An 18160-nucleotide genomic window follows, 5' to 3' on the forward strand; every position below is an offset into this window, starting at 1 on the left:
ATTAAAAGCATGTCTTATAAATTCTTAATATACATTTCTTACAGCTATGCTTTGCCGATAGGAAATCCGTTGGAAAAAGAAATACTAAGCCGAGGTGATACTGCCATGTGGTATAGCGATCTTAATGATGGTAAAGACGCATTAAAAGGAAAGGATAATGTTCTCAACACCATACAAGATGTCGTAAAATTTGAACCACATATTGTATTAACAGCTACAGATACTGTACCCGATTTTATAACAGGACTTAAAGTACAGATTTTTCATGGCTTCAATGCTCAAAAACGACCAGAAGGCAACAATAAATTTGCTCATTTTAGAATTCGTGGTTTTTTTGATTTGTATTGTACACAAGGACCATCTAGTACTGCTGGATTTCAAATGCAACAAGAAAAATTTCCGCATTTTGAAGTTAAAGAAACAGGTTGGAGTAAAGTAGATCCTTTGTTTCCAATTGTAAAAAAAGAAAAAGCCGAACTTCCGACCATAATGATTGCGTCCACTTTTAGTAAGCGATTAAGCTTAGCGCTTCACGATGATGTTTTTAACACCATTGAAGAACTAGCAACAACTGGAAAGTACAATTTTATAATGGTTTTACATCCTAAATTGCCTCAAGAAATAAAAGATAAATGGATAACTTTAAACAGTAAGCACTTCACCTATTATGACACAACCGATTTAGTTCCGCTGTTTAAAAAAGCAGATATTATGTTTGCAGATACAACGTCTGCTATACAAGAATTTTTAATTCAGAAGAAACCTGTAGTCACCTATAGACATACGTTTAATCACGATTACTTAATCAATATAGAAAGTGCAAATGCCATAGAAAGCGCGTTTGATGAGGCTCTCAGTTATCCTGAAAAACTACTTGCAAATATTGACACATTTATAAATCAACTACATCCCTATTTTGATGGTAAATCGAGTAAACGCGTTGTTGAAACTTGTATTTCTTTTTTACACGAAGATAAAAGCCATTTAAAAAATAAACCGCTCAATTTAATTCGAAAGTATAAAATAAGAAAGCGTTTGGGTTACTTTACTTTGAAGAGTTATTCTAAGCCTTACACTATAAAAAAATAGTTCATACCTTTTTAATACCATAATTGGTATACGCAGATTTTTCGCGTTTTGTGAGTTGTCTTATTTCCTTATTTAAGGTCATTGCATCCTCATTTTTATAAGGCCTATCATGATGTAAATGCACACAAATAGCACTATAGCGTATCTGTAAAAACGTGATACCATTATTCATCATACGTTCTCCTACTTCCCTATCTTCACCTCCATATTTCATGCGTTCATCAAAACCGTTAACGGCTAAAATATCGGCTTTCCAACAGGATACATTCATACCATCAAAGGTTGCTTTTGTCGGCGTTATAAAGTTTAGAAATTTTGCTTTTGTGTCTGATGTTGTGAGCTTGTTCATTTTAAAAGTCTTTGGCTGTCCTTCTACTATAAGCCAATCCTTTTCAAAACATTTTTGAGCTTTTATAACATCTTCATTAATGTTCTTAGACACGTCATCTGTCAGCTTAAAATAACCTCCAGAAAGCGCATGCTTTACACGTCTCAATTCTAAATGTGTTGCCACAAAATCCTGACGCACAATGCAATCTCCGTCTGTGAAAATTAAATAGTCTGAATTGGATGCCATAATGGCTTTGTTCAAGATTTTTGTTTTCTGAAAACCGTCATCTTCCTGCCAAACATGAATAACGTTTAAATCTGAATGTCTAGCAAAGTAATCTATAATAGCTTTTGTTTTTTCATCAGAGCCATCATCTGCAATTATAATTTCGAAATTCTTGGTGGTCTGAATATCAAAACTAAGTAATACCAGCTTAAGCCATTCTGGTTTATTATAAGTACTAATTATTATTGTTGCCTGTAGATTAGATTGCATTTAGCAAAAATACTATTTTTACAGCATTGAAATCAACAACATGCTAAAACTGTCTGGAGTCATTATTACTTTTAATGAAGAACGTAACATAGAACAATGTTTACAATCTTTAGTTAATGTTGTAGATGAGATTGTAGTTGTAGATTCCTTTTCTAGCGATCAAACTAAATCTATTTGTAAACGGTTTAATGTAAACTTCATAGAACAAGAGTTTTTAGGCTATATTGAACAAAAGAATTTTGCGTTAGCACAAGCCAAATATGATCATGTGGTATCTTTAGATGGTGACGAAGCTTTATCGAAAACATTACAGCAATCCATTATAAACCTAAAATCAAACTGGAAGTTTGATGGCTATTTCGCCAACCGTTTTAATAATTTTTGTGGCCAATGGATTAAACATTCTGATTGGTATCCGAATAAAAAACTACGTATTTTCGATAGACGAAAAGCTGAGTGGAAAGGTATTAATCCGCATGATAATGTGCAGTTACACAATACTGAAGCTAAAACTGGTCATTTAAAAGGGGATATTTTGCATAAAACGTATCAAACCTATTCAGAGTTTAATCAAAAGACAGAATATTTTTCAACGATTGCTGCTAAAGCCTATTTCAACTCTGGAAAAAAAAGCTCAGTACTGAAAGTTATTTGGAACCCAACTTGGGCATTTTTTAAATCTTATTTCTTAAGACTTGGATTTTTAGATGGCTTTAATGGTTTTGTAATCTGTGTACAAACAGCAAACATTACATTTTTAAAATATTCTAAGCTACGCGAATTAGAAAAACAAAAGGACGTGTAATTATCGTCTCCAAAAACGTAATCGCTTTTTTATACGTTGTTTCCTATGATGCTTCGCCTGAAAAGCCTCAGTCGCGTCCCACATTAACGTTACAATCTTATTATAATCTTCGCCTGAAACTTTCGCGTACTCGTCACTCATCACTTCTACCATAGATTTATGAATCGTTAATCTGTCGAAGTTCTTTATACGATCTTCAAAACTCATGTGTTTAAACTCCATCCGATTCAAATCCACTAAAAAGAATTGGTAACCATCATCTACCTTTTTAATTAAGGTATTTCCTGGTGAATGATCCAAAAACTTAATTCCCTTTTCGTGCAGTTGATACGTGAATCTGGTAAATGCCCTTAAAATGGTATCGTAATCCGGATAATTAAAATCGTGCGTAAGTTCTCTATAGGTTAAATCGCAATCGACTTGTTCAGATAAATAATAACTTTTTTTAAATAGTAACAAGGTTTTAAATTCATAAAAAGCAATTGGTTCTGGTGTACCAATTCCTCGTTTTTTAAGTTCTAAGCCATATTCATATGAACGTTGCGCCTTACTTTTTCTAAAAAAATTATAAGCTATTTGATTAACAAGGTTTGGGATTTTGAAGGATTTTATATTCACCTCAAAATCATTCAACTTAAAGAGTCTAAGAGCATTTCGTTTTTGATTACCAAAAGGAGTGCCTTCAGTTTCAAAATTTTGAATAAAATAATCAAGTTTTTCTTGAAAAGCCTTGTATTCAGCTCTAACTCTAATCGTTTTCATTTGGCAATATTACAATTTTTAATAATCAATACTATGACTATTTTAAGGATAATAAAAGTAAAGAAATAAATGTAACCATTTTTAAACATAATTGGTAAACCTTATATTTACAAAGCTAAGAATCCCGTTTTTTAATTTAACCAAAAGAACTCTCGTTTCGCTAATTACTTTATGAACCACAAAAAAATGTCCAAACAAAATATTTTAGACCTTATTGGCAGAGAAAGTGCCTTGTTTGAACACGATATAAAAGCACATCATAGCGAACTCACTACTATTGTTGCATCTTCAAAATTCTTGGTTCTCGGAGGTGCTGGTACTATTGGGCAAGCGGTTACCAAAGAAATATTTAAACGTCACCCTAAAAAGCTTCATATTGTAGATATTAGCGAAAATAATTTGGTGGAATTGGTAAGAGATATCCGAAGTTCTTTCGGTTATATTAATGGTGATTTTAAAACCTTTGCATTAGATATTGGCTCAGTAGCATACGATGCTTTTATCGCTTCAGATGGTAGTTATGATTATGTACTAAATCTTTCAGCATTAAAACACGTACGAAGCGAAGAAGACGCGTTCACGATAATGCGAATGATTGATGTCAATATTTTTAATACCGAAAAAACCATTCAACAATCCATTACAAATGGTGTAAAAAAATACTTTTGTGTTTCTACAGATAAAGCCACCAATCCCATTAATATGATGGGAGCTTCCAAACGCATTATGGAATTATTTTTAATGCAAAACAGCAAAAAAATCGCGATTTCTACAGCACGTTTTGCTAATGTGGCATTTTCGGATGGCTCTTTATTACATAGTTTTGAGCAACGTATAAAAAAGCAACAACCTATCGTTGCACCAAACGATATCAAACGCTATTTTATTACTCCTAAAGAATCGGGAGAGCTTTGTTTACTATCGTGTATTTTTGGTGAGAATAACGATATTTTTTTTCCTAAACTGACTAAAAACTTAAACCTCATTAGCTTCGCAGATATCGCTAAAAACTATATAACTGCCCTTGGATACATACCATTTTTATGTGACAATGAAAATGAAGCAAGACAATTGGCTAAGACTTTACCGCAATCGGGAAAATGGCCATATTTATTGTCAACAACAGATACAACTGGAGAAAAAGAAACAGAAGCGTTTTTCACAAAACAAGACGCATTAGACCTCAATCGATTTAATGGCCTTGGTGTGATTAAAAATGGTGTAGAAATTGATAACGCAGATAAACTCAACAAATTTTCAGAAACTATAAAAGAGTTTAAAGCAAAAAAATCTTGGACAAAGGAGAATATAACGCAAGTATTTCAAAATACATTACCGAACTTTAACCACAGTGAAACAGGTCACTATTTAGATCATAAAATGTAACTGATGCATAACAAAATAGATGTTGTCATTATGGCTGGTGGTAAAGGTGAGCGTTTAATGCCATTAACCCAAAACACTCCAAAACCGCTTTTAAAAATAGGAAACAAACCTGTAATTGAACACATTACAGATCACTTGGCATCATATGGCATTTCAAAAATACACATTACCGTCAATTATCTAAGTGATCAAATTGTGGCATACTTTAAAAACCATAACAAGCATCAAATAGAGATTAATTATATAAAAGAATCAAAATCACTAGGCACTATTGGTGCTTTAAAACTTAATCATTTTAATAAAGATTATATCCTAGTGATGAATGCAGATTTACTCACAAATATAAATTTCGAATGTGTTTTTAATACGTTCAAAACTCAAGACAGTGACGCACTAATTGCAACGGTTCCTTATGATGTTGACATGCCTCATGATGTTGTAGAAATAGAAAATGGATTGGTTACTGAATTAAAATTAAATCACGCGTCTTGCTATAACTTGAATGCAGGCATCTATATGTTTAAAAAAGCATGTTTAGAATATATTCCTAAAAACAGCTTTTTTGATGCTACAGATTTTATTAATATTCTGTTAGAAAAGAATAAAAAAATTACGAATTATTCCATTTCTGAATATTGGTTAGACATCGGAAAGCCTGAAGATTTTAACAAAGCTCAAAACGATATAAAACACATTAAATTTTAGTTTAATATGTTTTTAACGCAAACAAGTCTACTAGAAACATTGTAGCCATTTTAATCTTAGTTAAAATTTGTGCCATTAGGCACATTATATTGGTAAAATCAACACTGAACCTTGACTTGCGTGCCTTTAGGTACGCCATATGTTGTACCTAAGGGCACAAATTGCAATTACCGTTCTCTTTATTATCCATATTACGGCCTTAGCAGGACGACAAATCAGCTCAGGTAAAGAGATTAAAAACTTAATATTTATATACGTTTCATCTTCAAAATGTAATTCATAAATTAAATCGTCTTACTCTAGAATTCGATTTTATAATATTCTTAAAAAATATCCAACATAAAAAGCTTCATATTCCTTTTAAAACATTAGCCATCTATCGTATCTTTGCCCAGCAAAAAATACAGTTACATTTTCTATTTATTTATAGAGCAACTGTAGTTTCAATTATCCTATGAACCACAAACGAGCATTAAAACACAATATTTTTAAATACATCACGCAATCTGCTGAAGAATTACAAGTAGAAAGTTATGTTATTGGAGGTTTTGTACGCGACTATCTTTTAGATCGTGGCGATGCAAAAGATATTGATGTGGTTGCTGTTGGAAGTGGCATAGAACTCGCCAAACAAGTTGCTAAAAATTTACCAAATCAACCTAAAGTTCAAGTTTTTAAAACCTACGGAACAGCCATGTTGCGTTATGAAGAGATTGAAGTTGAATTTGTTGGGGCACGTAAAGAAAGTTACAACGAAAACAGCAGAAATCCTATTGTAGAAAATGGTACGTTACAAGACGATCAAAACCGTCGGGATTTTACCATTAATGCTTTAGCTCTAAGTTTGAATGAAAAGAACTTTGGTGAGCTTTTAGATCCCTTCAATGGACTGAATGATTTAGACAAAGGCATAATTCGCACACCTTTAGATCCAAATATTACCTATAGTGACGATCCGTTGCGTATGATGCGTGCGATAAGATTTGCAACTCAACTAAATTTTGAAATTGAAGCGACGTCGTTAAAAGCTATTGCTGATAATAAAGAGCGCATTAAGATTATTACCAAAGAACGCATTGTTGTAGAACTTCATAAAATTCTCGAAAGCAAAACACCATCCGTTGGTTTTTTGCATTTAGAACAAACAGGATTGTTACAATTTATCCTTCCAGAATTAACAGCTTTAAAAGGAATTGATGAGATTGAGGGGCAACGCCATAAAGATAATTTTTACCACACACTAGAAGTCGTAGATAACATAGCAAAAACCACAGACAATCTATGGTTGCGTTGGGCTGCGCTCTTGCACGATATTGGAAAAGCACCAACCAAAAAATTTCAGAAAAAAGTAGGTTGGACCTTCCATGCACACGAATTTGTAGGGTCTAAAATGGTTTATAAACTTTTTAAACGTTTAAAAATGCCATTGAATGACAAAATGAAATTTGTTCAGAAAATGGTATTTATGAGCTCTCGACCTATCGTTTTAGCGACCGATGTGACGGATGCCGCAGTAAGGCGATTAGTGTTTGATGCTGGTGACTATGTAGAAGATTTAATGACGCTTTGCGAAGCAGATATCACTACAAAAAACCCTAAGAAATTCAAAAAATACCATAACAATTTCAAGAAAGTAAGAGCTAAAATTATTGAAGTTGAAGAACGTGATCAGGTTCGTAATTTCCAACCTCCAGTTTCAGGTGAAGAAATTATGGAAACCTTCAATTTAAAACCCTCAAGAGAAATCGGGTTGATAAAAGAAGCTATAAAAGAAGCCATTTTAGAAGGTGAAATCCCTAATGAATATGAAGCAGCTTTTGAGTTAATGTTAGAAAAAGGAAAAAACCTTGGACTTGAGGTGGTGAAAAGTTAGAAGTTGGAAGTTGGAAGTTGGAAGTTGGAAGTTAAATAAATTAGTGTCTGTATGGCTAGTCAAAAAAAAGAAAACAAAGCAGTTATTTACTGGTTACTAACCGGTTGTATATTAATCTTTATAATGGTCATTGTAGGTGGCATCACTAGATTAACGCATTCAGGCTTATCTATTTCAAACTACAAATTGATTTCTGGCACTATTCCACCTATGAATGAGGTAGAATGGAACGAAGCTTTTGAACTGTATAAACAATACCCAGAATATCAAAAACTACATAATCACTTTGGACTAGAAGAGTTTAAAGACATCTATTTCTGGGAATGGATTCATCGCGTTATTGGGCGTTTTATTGGTTTGGTCTTTATCATTCCTTTTATTTATTTTCTAATTAAAAAACGACTTTCAAAATCGACATTTAAAAAATCGCTTGTTCTATTGTTTTTAGGTGGTTTTCAAGGGTTTTTGGGTTGGTATATGGTGAAATCTGGTTTAGTAGATAAGCCAAACGTAAGCCATTTTAGATTAGCAGCACACTTAACTACGGCATTTTTAACCTTTGCATATACGTTTTGGGTGGCTTTAGATTTAATGTTTCCTGATAAAAAAGTGATAGACAAAAAATTCAGAAATTTTATTAGAATTGGTTTAGCTGTTCTCATCCTTCAAATTATTTATGGTGCGTTTGTAGCTGGTTTAGATGCAGGTTGGATTCATAATCATTGGCCATTAATGAATGAAGGCAAATTAATGCACGAAACCGTTCTTATAGAGCACAGTCCTACATACCTCAACTTTATTGAAGGTAAAAGTGGTGTGCAGTTTGTACATAGAACTTTAGCTTATGTGGTGGTTATTTTTATTCTCGCTATCTGGTATAAAGCAAAACGAATGACATTAACAACACTACAAACCAAAGGCATTAACCTACTTTTAATTATGGTTGGTGTACAATTTTTATTAGGTGTTTTCACATTACTGTTAGCCGTTCCGGTTTGGTTAGGTGTTTTACACCAAGTAGGAGCTTTTATTCTTTTAAGCGCCATGACATTTACCTTACATCGCTTTACTAAATAATTAAAAAATCCCTTAACTTTGCAGCATGATTTATAGATTTAGAATTATCCTAGACAACGATACTGAAGATGATGTGTTCCGTGATATAGAAATCCGAGAAAATGACACTATGGAAGATTTACATAATGTTATTACACAATCTTTTGGGTTTGATGGTATGGAAATGGCTTCGTTTTACTTGAGCGATGAGCAATGGAATCAAGGTGAAGAAATTGCCATGATGGATATGAGTGAAGCCGGTAATGAAGTAAAAATGATGAGCAGTACCATCATTAAAGACTTAATTCATGAAGCATCTACACGCTTAATCTATCTCTATGATTTCTTGAACATGTGGACATTTTATGTTGAGTTAGGTGAAATTGTTGAAGAAGCCGAAGGTACAGATTATCCAAATCTAATGTTTGTACATGGTCAAATACCTGATGAAGCTCCAGAAAAAACATTTGAAGCAGAAGAAGACGATGACGACTACAACGAGTTTGAAGATGATTTAGATATCGATGATTATAGTGATTTAGATTTTGATGAAAACTGGAACTAACTATAACCTCCTCAAATTAACATCTTCGTAGTTTCGCTTTACAAAATCGAGTGCATTTCTAAGGATTTCTCCCATGTTTTTACTTTTTCTAAAATTTAAATCCATGGTATAGCCATAGATATCTTCTTTTAGCATTTCTATATGTTTTGGTATAGAAATCTCATCTTCTACCATACAGTCTAATAATGCATTTAGACGTGTGTGGTAACTAATCATTCGTTTAGCGACAATAGAACGTTCTTCAATTTTATACTGATCGACGGATTCATTTTGAATTTTTTTACGTACCAACTCAACCATCTTATAGTTCTCTTTAAAAAATTGTGGCCTATAAATCTTTAGGTTGCCTTCATACGATTGCTGATCGAAATCAATAGCTCTAATTTTAAAAACAACATGGTCAAAATCGTGTGTTGGTACAATCACATAATTATAAGAACGCATATCTCCCAAAAGCCGAATTAAACAACGTTCATTAAACTTTACAAACTCTTTGGCTATCTGTGCTTTTTCTTTCGGACTACAGTCTGGCAACATGTTTTTAATAAACTCATCGCCAGGAATACCGGCAATATGCTCCTCAATCAATGTGTCCTTACAAACCAAAAAATTAATTTGATATGGAGATAACATTTGCTCTAATTCCAATCCATAAACTCTCGACGCATCTGCTGTTTTAACATAAAAATGCGTGAAGTTATCATTAAGAATGTTTCTCACCTTAATTCTAAATGGTTTGGAGTTTCCAAACGTACAAAAATCAATAGCATCTACACTGAGGAACTTTAATATCCCTTTTCCTCCATCGGATAGTAAGTGAGAATACACTTGTTTTAAACTCCGATCTATTTCTTCACGTTCATAATCATTATAATACACACGTACCCAAAGCGTATCTTCATCATTTTTATCATAAACAACAATAGAACCTTGAAAACGTAGTAAATCTGAATAAAAAATTGGTAAATCAATATTTCGTCTATATTCAGATAAATACGTATCCAATTTTTCCGATATAGGATAAGTAGGTTTTCGTTTTGATATTTTTAAATCGTCACTCATGTGCTAAATTTAAGGGTTTTAAAATGAATAATAAAAAGTTACTTCTAAATTTGATTAAAATATTTTTTCCAGGCAATAGTGATTAATTCAGTCCATCATTTTAATACTTAATTTGTCAGAAAAGAAAAAATACTGTAACAAACAAAGGCATCAATCGTCTTATCTGTATAACCAACTTTTGCTGACTTTAATTCAGCATTTCAAAAACCAATTATTTTGGAGCCAATCCTTACCATTAATAATCTTACAAAAAAATTCGGCTATTTAACAGCAGTCAAAAACTTAAGTTTCACCATACACAAAGGCAATGTTTACGGTATTCTTGGACCCAACGGAAGTGGAAAATCAACCACATTAGGTATTGTTTTAAACGTCGTTAATAAAACACAAGGTGACTTTCATTGGTTTGATGGAAACACCTCAACACACGATGCCTTAAAACACGTTGGTGCTATTATAGAACGACCAAATTTTTATTCGTACATGACAGCCGAACAAAACTTAAAACTGGTTTGTAAAATAAAAGGCGTTGATCATAGTAAAATAAACGAAAAACTCGAAGTTGTTGGCTTGTTAGACCGAAAAGACCACAAGTTTAGAACCTATTCCTTAGGTATGAAACAGCGATTAGCTATCGCCTCTGCTCTACTTAATGATCCTGAAATTTTAATTTTAGACGAGCCAACCAACGGTTTAGATCCTCAAGGCATTCATCAAATACGTGAAATCATAAAAGGGATTGCAGCTAATGGCACAACAATTCTTTTAGCATCGCATTTATTAGATGAAGTAGAAAAAGTATGCACTCATGTTGTGGTATTACGAAAAGGAGAAAAACTCTATTCAGGTCGTGTTGATGAGATGATTAATAGCCATGGTTTCTTTGAACTTAAAGCAGAAAAGCATCAAGAATTATTAACGGTTTTAGAAGCCCATTCTAATATTGAAAAAGTTAAAGAGGAAGGTGAATTAATTACTGCATTTCTAAACGAACCTATGTCAGCCGCTGATTTTAATAAAGTTATGTTTGAAAAAGGCATTCTACTTTCACATCTTGTAAAACGAAAAGAAAGCTTAGAAGAACAGTTTTTACAACTAACAGATCACCAATAAATCAATCAAAAAAAACCAGTTGTACTCTTAAATCGTTAGAGTACGAAAAACCAATCTTATATGTTACGTCTTATACAATTAGAATTACAAAAACTTTGGCTAAATAGAGCAAGTAGAGTATTAATAATTATCTCTTTTATTTTACCATTTACAGTGTTAATTCTTTCGTCTATTAAAATTAATTTCTTTGGTTTTTTTACGTTGGAACTTGGTGAATTGGGCATTTTTAATTTTCCTATTATTTGGCATATTACCACCTTTTTTGCAGCGCAATTCAAATTCTTTTTTGCGATTGTTGTAGTGAGCATGATTGGTAATGAATACAGCAACAAAACCCTAAAACAAAACCTTATTGATGGCCTAAGTAAAAAGGAATTTATCCTTTCTAAATTCTACACTATTGTATTTTTTTCTTTGTGTGCTACTATTTTAATTGGTTTGGCAACATTCACAATTGGCATGTATTATTCCAGTTATACTGAAGCTAACATCATCTTTAGGGAATCTGAGTTTTTACTTGCTTATTTTGTAAAATTGGTTGGTTTTTTCAGCTTGTGTCTATTTCTTGGGATGTTGGTAAAACGTTCGGCTTTTGCATTGGGCTTCTTGTTCATTCTTTATATTTTAGAATGGATTATTTTCGGCCTAGTATCTTGGCAAGCTGATTCGTTAGATATCGCATTTAACGTTAAACAATTTTTCCCATTAGAATCCATGTGGAATTTAATTAACCAACCGATGCAAAGGGTTGTAATGACAAAATTCCCTGACAAAACAGATATTATGTACGATTACGCAGTACATTGGTATGAAGTTGCCATAGTACTTGGTTGGACTGCAATTTTTATCTTTTCATCTTATAGAATTCTTAAAAAGAGAGATTTGTAATAGCTTTGTAAAAATAGCTTTACAACCATACAATGTTAAAACATAGAATAGTTTACCTTCTAGTTATTATATTGTGTGCCCAATGTGAATGACCCACATTTTGCTCTTATGAAAACGATCTTTTTATTTGTATTCGTAGTCTTTACAAGCACCCATTTTTTTGCACAAAATGAAGCCTCGTATTGGTATTTTGGGCGAAATGCTGGCTTACAGTTTAATGCGCAAAATGGAAGTGTTACGCCATTAACAAATGGTCAAATTAATACGCTCGAAGGTTGTACGTCTATTTCAGATGCTGATGGTAGTTTATTATTTTACTCCGATGGAAGAACGGTTTGGAACCGCAACCATCAAATTATGGCAAATGGTAATTATTTTAATGGCACCGGACTTTTAGGCGATCCGTCTAGTACATCCTCTGGATTAATTGTTCCCAAACCAGAAGATCCTGATAAGTACTATCTCTTTACAGTAGATGAACCGCATCAGAACAATGCAAGCACGTATCCAAACCAATATACTGGAACTTATGAAGGAGGTGGCACCATTCCTTCTGCTGATGATGGTTACAATAATGGGTTTAATTATTCATTAGTCGATATGTCTTTAAACGGTGGATTAGGAGATGTAGATCCCATTGAAAAGAATGTGCATTTAGTGACTTATGATCCTTCAATTCTACTAGAAACTCAATATAAAAGTTCTGAAAAAATTACGGCAGTTCGTGCTGAAGATTGTTCCTCATTTTGGGTGATTACACACTTTGGCGATAAGTTTTATGCCTTTAAAATTGATGTCAATGGTGTACAAACCACACCTGTAATTTCAACTGTTGGGCCGTATATTCCTATTGAAGGGTATAGACGAAATTCTTTAGGGTACATCAAAACCTCACCTGATGCTTCAAAGTTAGTTGCTGCCAATTTCGGAGAGGCAACAGTTACAGGAGGCAATGCTCCTGGCAATGTTTTTTTATACGATTTTAATAATGAAACCGGAATTGTTTCTAACCCATTAGAACTCTATAGCTCGCAAAATGGAAATAGTCCTTATGGTGTAGAATTTTCGGCAGAAAACAGAAAAGTATATGCGACGCTAAGCGAAGGTTCTGCAGGCGATGGAACGAGCCACTTATTGCAATGGGATTTAGAAAGTGATGATATTCCAAATTCGCAACAAGTTATTCACTCCTCTAATTCCGTTACAGCTGGCGCATTACAATTAGGCATAGATCGTCGTATTTATAGAGCAAATTTGAGTTACAGTGGCCATCCAACAATTACCAAACACTTAGGCGTTATTAATAACCCTGAAGCCGATGGCTTAGCTGCTAATTTTGACGAAGAAGGCATTTTATTAGATGTATATGGAACCAACCAGAATTTGAGTCAGATTGGTTTACCTCCATTCATTCAATCGTTATTTAATTCTGAAATTGATATTATTAGAAATGGTGTAAGCACAACCGAACTAAAGCTTTGTGCAAATGAAACGTACACTTTAGAAGCTGATGACATTGTTAGTGCAGATTATGTTTGGTCTTTAGATGGAGTTCTATTAGCAGAAACCACGTCGCAATTGGTTGTAGATACACCTGGTTATTATGAAGTTTATATTGAACCTAATAATGGGGAATGTCCCATTGAAGGTAGTGCTGTTGTTGGTGTGTTTGATATTCCTGTTGCACATCCTCTTTCTGATGTTGCTGTTTGTGATAGTATTGATAACGACGGATTTACTAGCTTCGATTTTACAACTAAAAATGAAGAAGCCTTATTAACCCAAGATCCTGCACAACACCATGTCAATTATTTTGAAACGATTGAAGATGCAGAGTCTAATGAAAATAGTATTACGTTTCCATATATAAACACTGCTAATCCACAAACCATATATGTGCGTGTAGATAATGTAAATAACACCAATTGTTTTGCTGTTAATTCGTTTGAGATCGAGGTTTTTAATACACCTCAAACTCCAGCGTTACACCCAATTCAGTTTTGTGATAATGTTGGTGATGTCACTGATGGTATTGCAACCATAGCACTTGGAGATTTAATGCCTAGTATCAGAGGCAATCAAACTGACGTTAATATTACGTTCCATAACTCTCAAGATGATGCTGACTCTAAAGCCAATTTGTTACCTCCAAATTATACCAATACAACAGCAATTAACGACACTATTTTTGTTAGAATTGAAAACGATTTAAATTCCGATTGTTTTATCACAGATAGTTTTAATGTAAGTATTAACCCTATTCCTGAAGCTAATGATATTACTATTATTCAATGTGATGAAGATGGTATTTCCGAAGGATTCACAACCTTTAATCTAACTAATAGTATTAGTGAAATTACTAATAACGCAGAAAATACTGCAGTTGATTTTTACAGTTCTCAAACCGATGCTGAAAATGAAGAAAACGCATTAAATGCTGATGCTTTTGAGAATTACTTCAACCCACAGACACTATATGCAAGAGTAACAAACACAACTTCTGAATGTGCTAACATTAGCGAAATTACTTTAGAAATTAGCTCAACAGCTACAAACAACGCAAGTTTATCCTTATGTGACACAGACGGTACAGAAGATGGCATGATGACTTTTAATCTGACTGATGCTAATGCGACTATTTTAGCAAATTCGCCTTCAGATTTAGACATTACCTATTATGAAACTTATGATGATGCCTTACTAGCTAATAATTCTTTATCTAATACATACGCTAATACCACACCTTATCAACAAACTATTTATGCACGAGTTGAAAACGCCAATGCATGTTATGGCATAAGTACCATAGACCTCACTGTTTTTAGTTTACCAAATATAGAGATCGCATATGATACGGTTTATTGTCTGAATTCCTCACCAGAACCTATGGTTTTAAATGGAGGTGTCAATGACGATTCTCCAAGCAACTATTATTACGAATGGTCTACAGGCGAAAATACATCTGAAATTGAAATTGATGCACCAGGAACTTACACGGTAAGAGTTACTAACACCAATGGATGTTTTAAAGATCGAACGATTACAGTTTCACCTTCTAATATCGCAACCATAACACAAATTGCGGTTACTGATGCCTCTGAAAATAATTCTATCACTGTGTTAGTCGATGGTGAAGGAGATTATGAATATGCTTTAGACCATAGCAATGGGCCTTATCAAGATGCCACCACGTTTAATAATGTACAACCAGGCATATACACCGTTTATGTTCGTGATAAAAACAATTGTGGTATTGCAGAAGATTTAGTTTCGGTTATTGGTTTCCCTAAGTTTTTTACACCTAATGATGACGACGTAAACGATTACTGGCAAGTTTATGGTGTTTCTGAACAATTTCAAGCCAATTCAAAAGTGTATATTTTCGATAAATTTGGAAAATTACTCATAAAACTCAATCCATTAAGTTCGGGTTGGGATGGTACTTTTAATGGCGAAAAAATGCCAACGAGCGACTACTGGTTTAAAGTCACATTACAAGACGGACGCACTTACACAAATCACTTTACTTTAAAACGATGACAAACTCCCCTAACCTTATTATAAAAGCGACACTATTAGTATGTTTCTTGTTTTACAGCACATTAATTTTAGCTCAAGAACCTAACGATTGCCAATCTTCGGTAACCGTTTGTGGTAATTCAGATTTCAGCTTAGATGTTAATGGTGTTGGCACACAAGAATTAAACAACTCTAATACCTGTGGAGGTCAAGAAAACAATAGTATATGGTTAGAAGTTAATATTGCCACAGCAGGTACTTTAGCTTTTACATTAACACCTAGTAGCTCTAATATTAATGAAGATTACGACTTTTTTATTTTTGGACCAAATGTGAGTTGTGGAAATATCGGACAAGCTATTCGTTGTTCTACTACAAATCCGGCTGCTGCTAATCAAGGAAATAACAGAACAGGATTAAACACTACATCTACAGAAACCTCAGAAGGTCCAGGTCAGGATGGAGATAGTTTTGTGAGTGCTATCGATGTCTTAGCAGGCGAAAGCTATTTTATTGTTATCGATAGACCAATTGGAAATAGTCCATTTTCTCTAGAGTGGACAGGAACTGCTACCTTTCCTGAAGCTCCATCTAACCCGATAACATCAAATATAACTTCAACAAGTTTACCCAGCATCAATGTTTGTGATTCAACGGCTCCTTTTAATGATAATATCACAGCGTTTGACTTCACTGATTTAACAGATGAAATTATTAATGGAGAATCTGATGTCGTGGTCACCTACCATACATCTGAAAGCGATGCTAACATTAATGTTAATCCTTTAGGTCCTACTTTCAATAACACAGCGCGTAATGAAACCGTGTATATTAGAATCGAAAACACAACTACAGGATGTTATATTATTAATGATGTGGACATTAATGTTTCCGCACTCACCGAATTTAACACACCTTCAAATTATAACGTTTGTGATGATGATTTAGATGGAGATGATCAAAATGGTATTTCAACTTTTGATTTTAATATTAAATCTCAAGAAATTGTTGATGGCTTTGAAAGTGCTAATTACGCGATTAGCTATCATTTGAGTCAAGCAAACGCCGAGTCATCTGCAGCTCCCTTAGCTTTAAATTATAGAAATGCAGCACCTACTCCAACTGAAATATTTGTTAGAATTCAAGATTTAGATTCTGGTTGTATTGGTTTTACGGTTTTTAATATTACCGTAGATCCTAAACCAATTGCAAATGATGTTACACTGTTGCAATGTGATGAGGATGGTATTCCAGAAGGGTTTACAACATTTAATATAACAGAAATAAACGATGACATTACAGGTGGAGATCCAGATTTAAACATAGCCTATTATCTGTCACAAATTGATGCCGAAAATGAAGAAAATGCTATAGATGGAAATGCTTTCGAGAACTTTTTTAATCCTCAAGTCATTTATACTAGAGTCACAAATACAACTACAAACTGTGTTAATTTTAGTGAAGTTACGTTAGAAGTGAGCACAACGGCATCTAACAATACTAGTTTAGAATTATGTGATACAGATGGCACAGAAGACGGTTTTATGGAGTTTAATCTTACCGATGCCAATGATACCATCTTAACCGGTTCACCTTCTGGATTAGATATAATGTATTACGAAACATATGAAGACGCCTTAATTGAAAACAATCCAATTGGTACAACATTTACAAACACTACTCCATACAACCAAACGATTTTTGCACGTGTTGAAAATGCAAACGCCTGTTATGGTATTAGTTCCATTGATCTTACTGTTTTTAAACTCCCAAATATTGATACCACATTTGAAACGCAATACTGTCTCAACTTTTTTCCAGAAACAATTACGCTCAATGGTGGTCTAATTGATGATCTGCCAAATAATTACTACTACGAATGGTCCACAGGCGAAGACACTAATACCATAGAGGTTAGCGCGCCAGGAACTTACACCGTTAGAGTTACAAATACCAACGGCTGTTTTAAAGATAGAACGATCTCCGTTTTACCTTCAAATGTTGCAACTGTGACTAATATAGAGGTTGTAGATGCTACGCAGAATAATAGCATTACTGTTTTTGTGAGTGGTGAAGGTGACTATGAATACGCACTTGATGATATAAATGGACCTTACCAAAATTCCACAACTTTTGAAAATGTAGAACCTGGACTTTATACAGTTTATATAAAAGACAAAAATAATTGTGGCATCACAGATACTTTGGTTTCAGTTATAGGCTTTCCTAAATTTTTCACTCCAAATGACGATGACAATAATGATTATTGGCAAGTAAAAGGGATATCTTCTCTATTTCAACCCAATTCATCTGTATTCATATTTGATCGTTATGGGAAACTATTAGTAGAGCTCGACCCTTTAAGTGTAGGTTGGGACGGAACATTTAATGGAGAACTGATGCCTACAAGTGATTATTGGTTTAAAGTGAAACTTCAAGATGGACGAACTTTTACTAACCATTTTACGTTAAAGCGGTAATATTAAAAATTGTATTTTCGTTTGACCAATC

Annotated in this window: 14 protein-coding genes; 11 read left to right on the forward strand and 3 right to left on the reverse strand. The window is 33.6% G+C overall.

From position 1 onward, the window contains the following. The first annotated feature begins 9 nt into the window (after positions 1–9). Positions 10–1089, forward strand: coding sequence for a UDP-N-acetylglucosamine 2-epimerase (locus ITJ86_RS06150; RefSeq protein WP_195870740.1), 1080 nt, complete (start codon positions 10–12; stop codon positions 1087–1089). A gap of 1 nt (position 1090) precedes the next feature. Here the strand turns inward: ITJ86_RS06150 and ITJ86_RS06155 are convergent, their stop codons facing one another. Continuing rightward, positions 1091–1915, reverse strand: a complete 825-nt coding sequence (locus ITJ86_RS06155; RefSeq protein ID WP_195870741.1) for a glycosyltransferase family 2 protein — start codon at positions 1913–1915, stop codon at positions 1091–1093. Positions 1916–1955: 40 nt separating this feature from the next. On the opposite strand from ITJ86_RS06155, the gene ITJ86_RS06160 reads away from it, so the two are divergent. Further along, positions 1956–2720 (forward strand): glycosyltransferase family 2 protein, encoded by a 765-nt coding sequence (locus ITJ86_RS06160; RefSeq protein WP_195870742.1) that lies wholly within the window; start codon positions 1956–1958, stop codon positions 2718–2720. Here ITJ86_RS06160 and ITJ86_RS06165 read toward each other — a convergent pair whose 3' ends face one another. Further along, entirely contained in the window at positions 2721–3482 is a 762-nt protein-coding gene (locus tag ITJ86_RS06165; RefSeq protein ID WP_195870743.1) for a lipopolysaccharide kinase InaA family protein, read from the reverse strand. Between the two features lie 186 nt (positions 3483–3668). Between ITJ86_RS06165 and ITJ86_RS06170 the strand changes: the two genes are divergently transcribed. From ITJ86_RS06170 to ITJ86_RS06190, 5 genes are all read left to right on the forward strand, one after another. Beyond that, complete coding sequence (locus ITJ86_RS06170; RefSeq protein ID WP_195870744.1) at positions 3669–4868, forward strand: UDP-N-acetylglucosamine 4,6-dehydratase; 1200 nt, start codon at positions 3669–3671, stop codon at positions 4866–4868. A gap of 3 nt (positions 4869–4871) precedes the next feature. Continuing rightward, positions 4872–5573, forward strand: coding sequence for a sugar phosphate nucleotidyltransferase (locus ITJ86_RS06175; protein WP_195870745.1), 702 nt, complete (start codon positions 4872–4874; stop codon positions 5571–5573). Between the two features lie 454 nt (positions 5574–6027). Beyond that, positions 6028–7446, forward strand: coding sequence for a CCA tRNA nucleotidyltransferase (locus tag ITJ86_RS06180; RefSeq protein ID WP_195870746.1), 1419 nt, complete (start codon positions 6028–6030; stop codon positions 7444–7446). 51 nt (positions 7447–7497) lie between these two features. Next, on the forward strand, positions 7498–8523 hold the full coding sequence (locus tag ITJ86_RS06185; protein WP_195870747.1) for a COX15/CtaA family protein: 1026 nt from the start codon (positions 7498–7500) through the stop codon (positions 8521–8523). Positions 8524–8548: 25 nt separating this feature from the next. Continuing rightward, on the forward strand, positions 8549–9067 hold the full coding sequence (locus ITJ86_RS06190) for an IS1096 element passenger TnpR family protein (protein ID WP_195870748.1): 519 nt from the start codon (positions 8549–8551) through the stop codon (positions 9065–9067). Here ITJ86_RS06190 and ITJ86_RS06195 read toward each other — a convergent pair whose 3' ends face one another. Next, a complete protein-coding gene (locus ITJ86_RS06195; RefSeq protein WP_195870749.1) occupies positions 9068–10129 on the reverse strand; it encodes a hypothetical protein in 1062 nt (353 codons plus the stop codon). Positions 10130–10345: 216 nt separating this feature from the next. On the opposite strand from ITJ86_RS06195, the gene ITJ86_RS06200 reads away from it, so the two are divergent. The 4 genes from ITJ86_RS06200 (at position 10346) to ITJ86_RS06215 (ending at position 18129) form a co-directional block, all read left to right on the forward strand. Next, entirely contained in the window at positions 10346–11242 is an 897-nt protein-coding gene (locus tag ITJ86_RS06200; RefSeq protein ID WP_195870750.1) for an ABC transporter ATP-binding protein, read from the forward strand. Between the two features lie 60 nt (positions 11243–11302). After that, positions 11303–12130: an ABC transporter permease gene (locus ITJ86_RS06205; protein ID WP_195870751.1), complete on the forward strand. Its 828-nt coding sequence runs from the start codon at positions 11303–11305 to the stop codon at positions 12128–12130. Positions 12131–12238: 108 nt separating this feature from the next. After that, positions 12239–15670 (forward strand): T9SS type B sorting domain-containing protein, encoded by a 3432-nt coding sequence (locus ITJ86_RS06210; protein ID WP_195870752.1) that lies wholly within the window; start codon positions 12239–12241, stop codon positions 15668–15670. Further along, on the forward strand, positions 15667–18129 hold the full coding sequence (locus tag ITJ86_RS06215; RefSeq protein WP_195870753.1) for a T9SS type B sorting domain-containing protein: 2463 nt from the start codon (positions 15667–15669) through the stop codon (positions 18127–18129). Before ITJ86_RS06210 ends, ITJ86_RS06215 begins: the two co-directional genes overlap by 4 nt. The last annotated feature ends 31 nt before the right edge of the window (positions 18130–18160 follow it).

The sequence above is a fragment of the Winogradskyella marina genome, from assembly GCF_015645385.1.
Classification (GTDB): Bacteria; Bacteroidota; Bacteroidia; order Flavobacteriales; family Flavobacteriaceae; genus Winogradskyella; species Winogradskyella marina.

What these genes read in the sequence shown, in the direction of transcription:
- ITJ86_RS06170 (WP_195870744.1), top strand. Translation starts at nt 3,669, where the DNA reads ATGTCCAAACAAAATATTTTAGACCTTATTGGCAGAGAAAGTGCCTTG.
- ITJ86_RS06195 (WP_195870749.1), bottom strand. Translation starts at nt 10,129, where the DNA reads ATGAGTGACGATTTAAAAATATCAAAACGAAAACCTACTTATCCTATA.
- ITJ86_RS06205 (WP_195870751.1), top strand. Translation starts at nt 11,303, where the DNA reads ATGTTACGTCTTATACAATTAGAATTACAAAAACTTTGGCTAAATAGA.
- ITJ86_RS06185 (WP_195870747.1), top strand. Translation starts at nt 7,498, where the DNA reads ATGGCTAGTCAAAAAAAAGAAAACAAAGCAGTTATTTACTGGTTACTA.
- ITJ86_RS06210 (WP_195870752.1), top strand. Translation starts at nt 12,239, where the DNA reads ATGAAAACGATCTTTTTATTTGTATTCGTAGTCTTTACAAGCACCCAT.
- ITJ86_RS06150 (WP_195870740.1), top strand. Translation starts at nt 10, where the DNA reads ATGTCTTATAAATTCTTAATATACATTTCTTACAGCTATGCTTTGCCG.
- ITJ86_RS06165 (WP_195870743.1), bottom strand. Translation starts at nt 3,482, where the DNA reads ATGAAAACGATTAGAGTTAGAGCTGAATACAAGGCTTTTCAAGAAAAA.
- ITJ86_RS06155 (WP_195870741.1), bottom strand. Translation starts at nt 1,915, where the DNA reads ATGCAATCTAATCTACAGGCAACAATAATAATTAGTACTTATAATAAA.
- ITJ86_RS06190 (WP_195870748.1), top strand. Translation starts at nt 8,549, where the DNA reads ATGATTTATAGATTTAGAATTATCCTAGACAACGATACTGAAGATGAT.
- ITJ86_RS06215 (WP_195870753.1), top strand. Translation starts at nt 15,667, where the DNA reads ATGACAAACTCCCCTAACCTTATTATAAAAGCGACACTATTAGTATGT.
- ITJ86_RS06175 (WP_195870745.1), top strand. Translation starts at nt 4,872, where the DNA reads ATGCATAACAAAATAGATGTTGTCATTATGGCTGGTGGTAAAGGTGAG.
- ITJ86_RS06180 (WP_195870746.1), top strand. Translation starts at nt 6,028, where the DNA reads ATGAACCACAAACGAGCATTAAAACACAATATTTTTAAATACATCACG.
- ITJ86_RS06160 (WP_195870742.1), top strand. Translation starts at nt 1,956, where the DNA reads ATGCTAAAACTGTCTGGAGTCATTATTACTTTTAATGAAGAACGTAAC.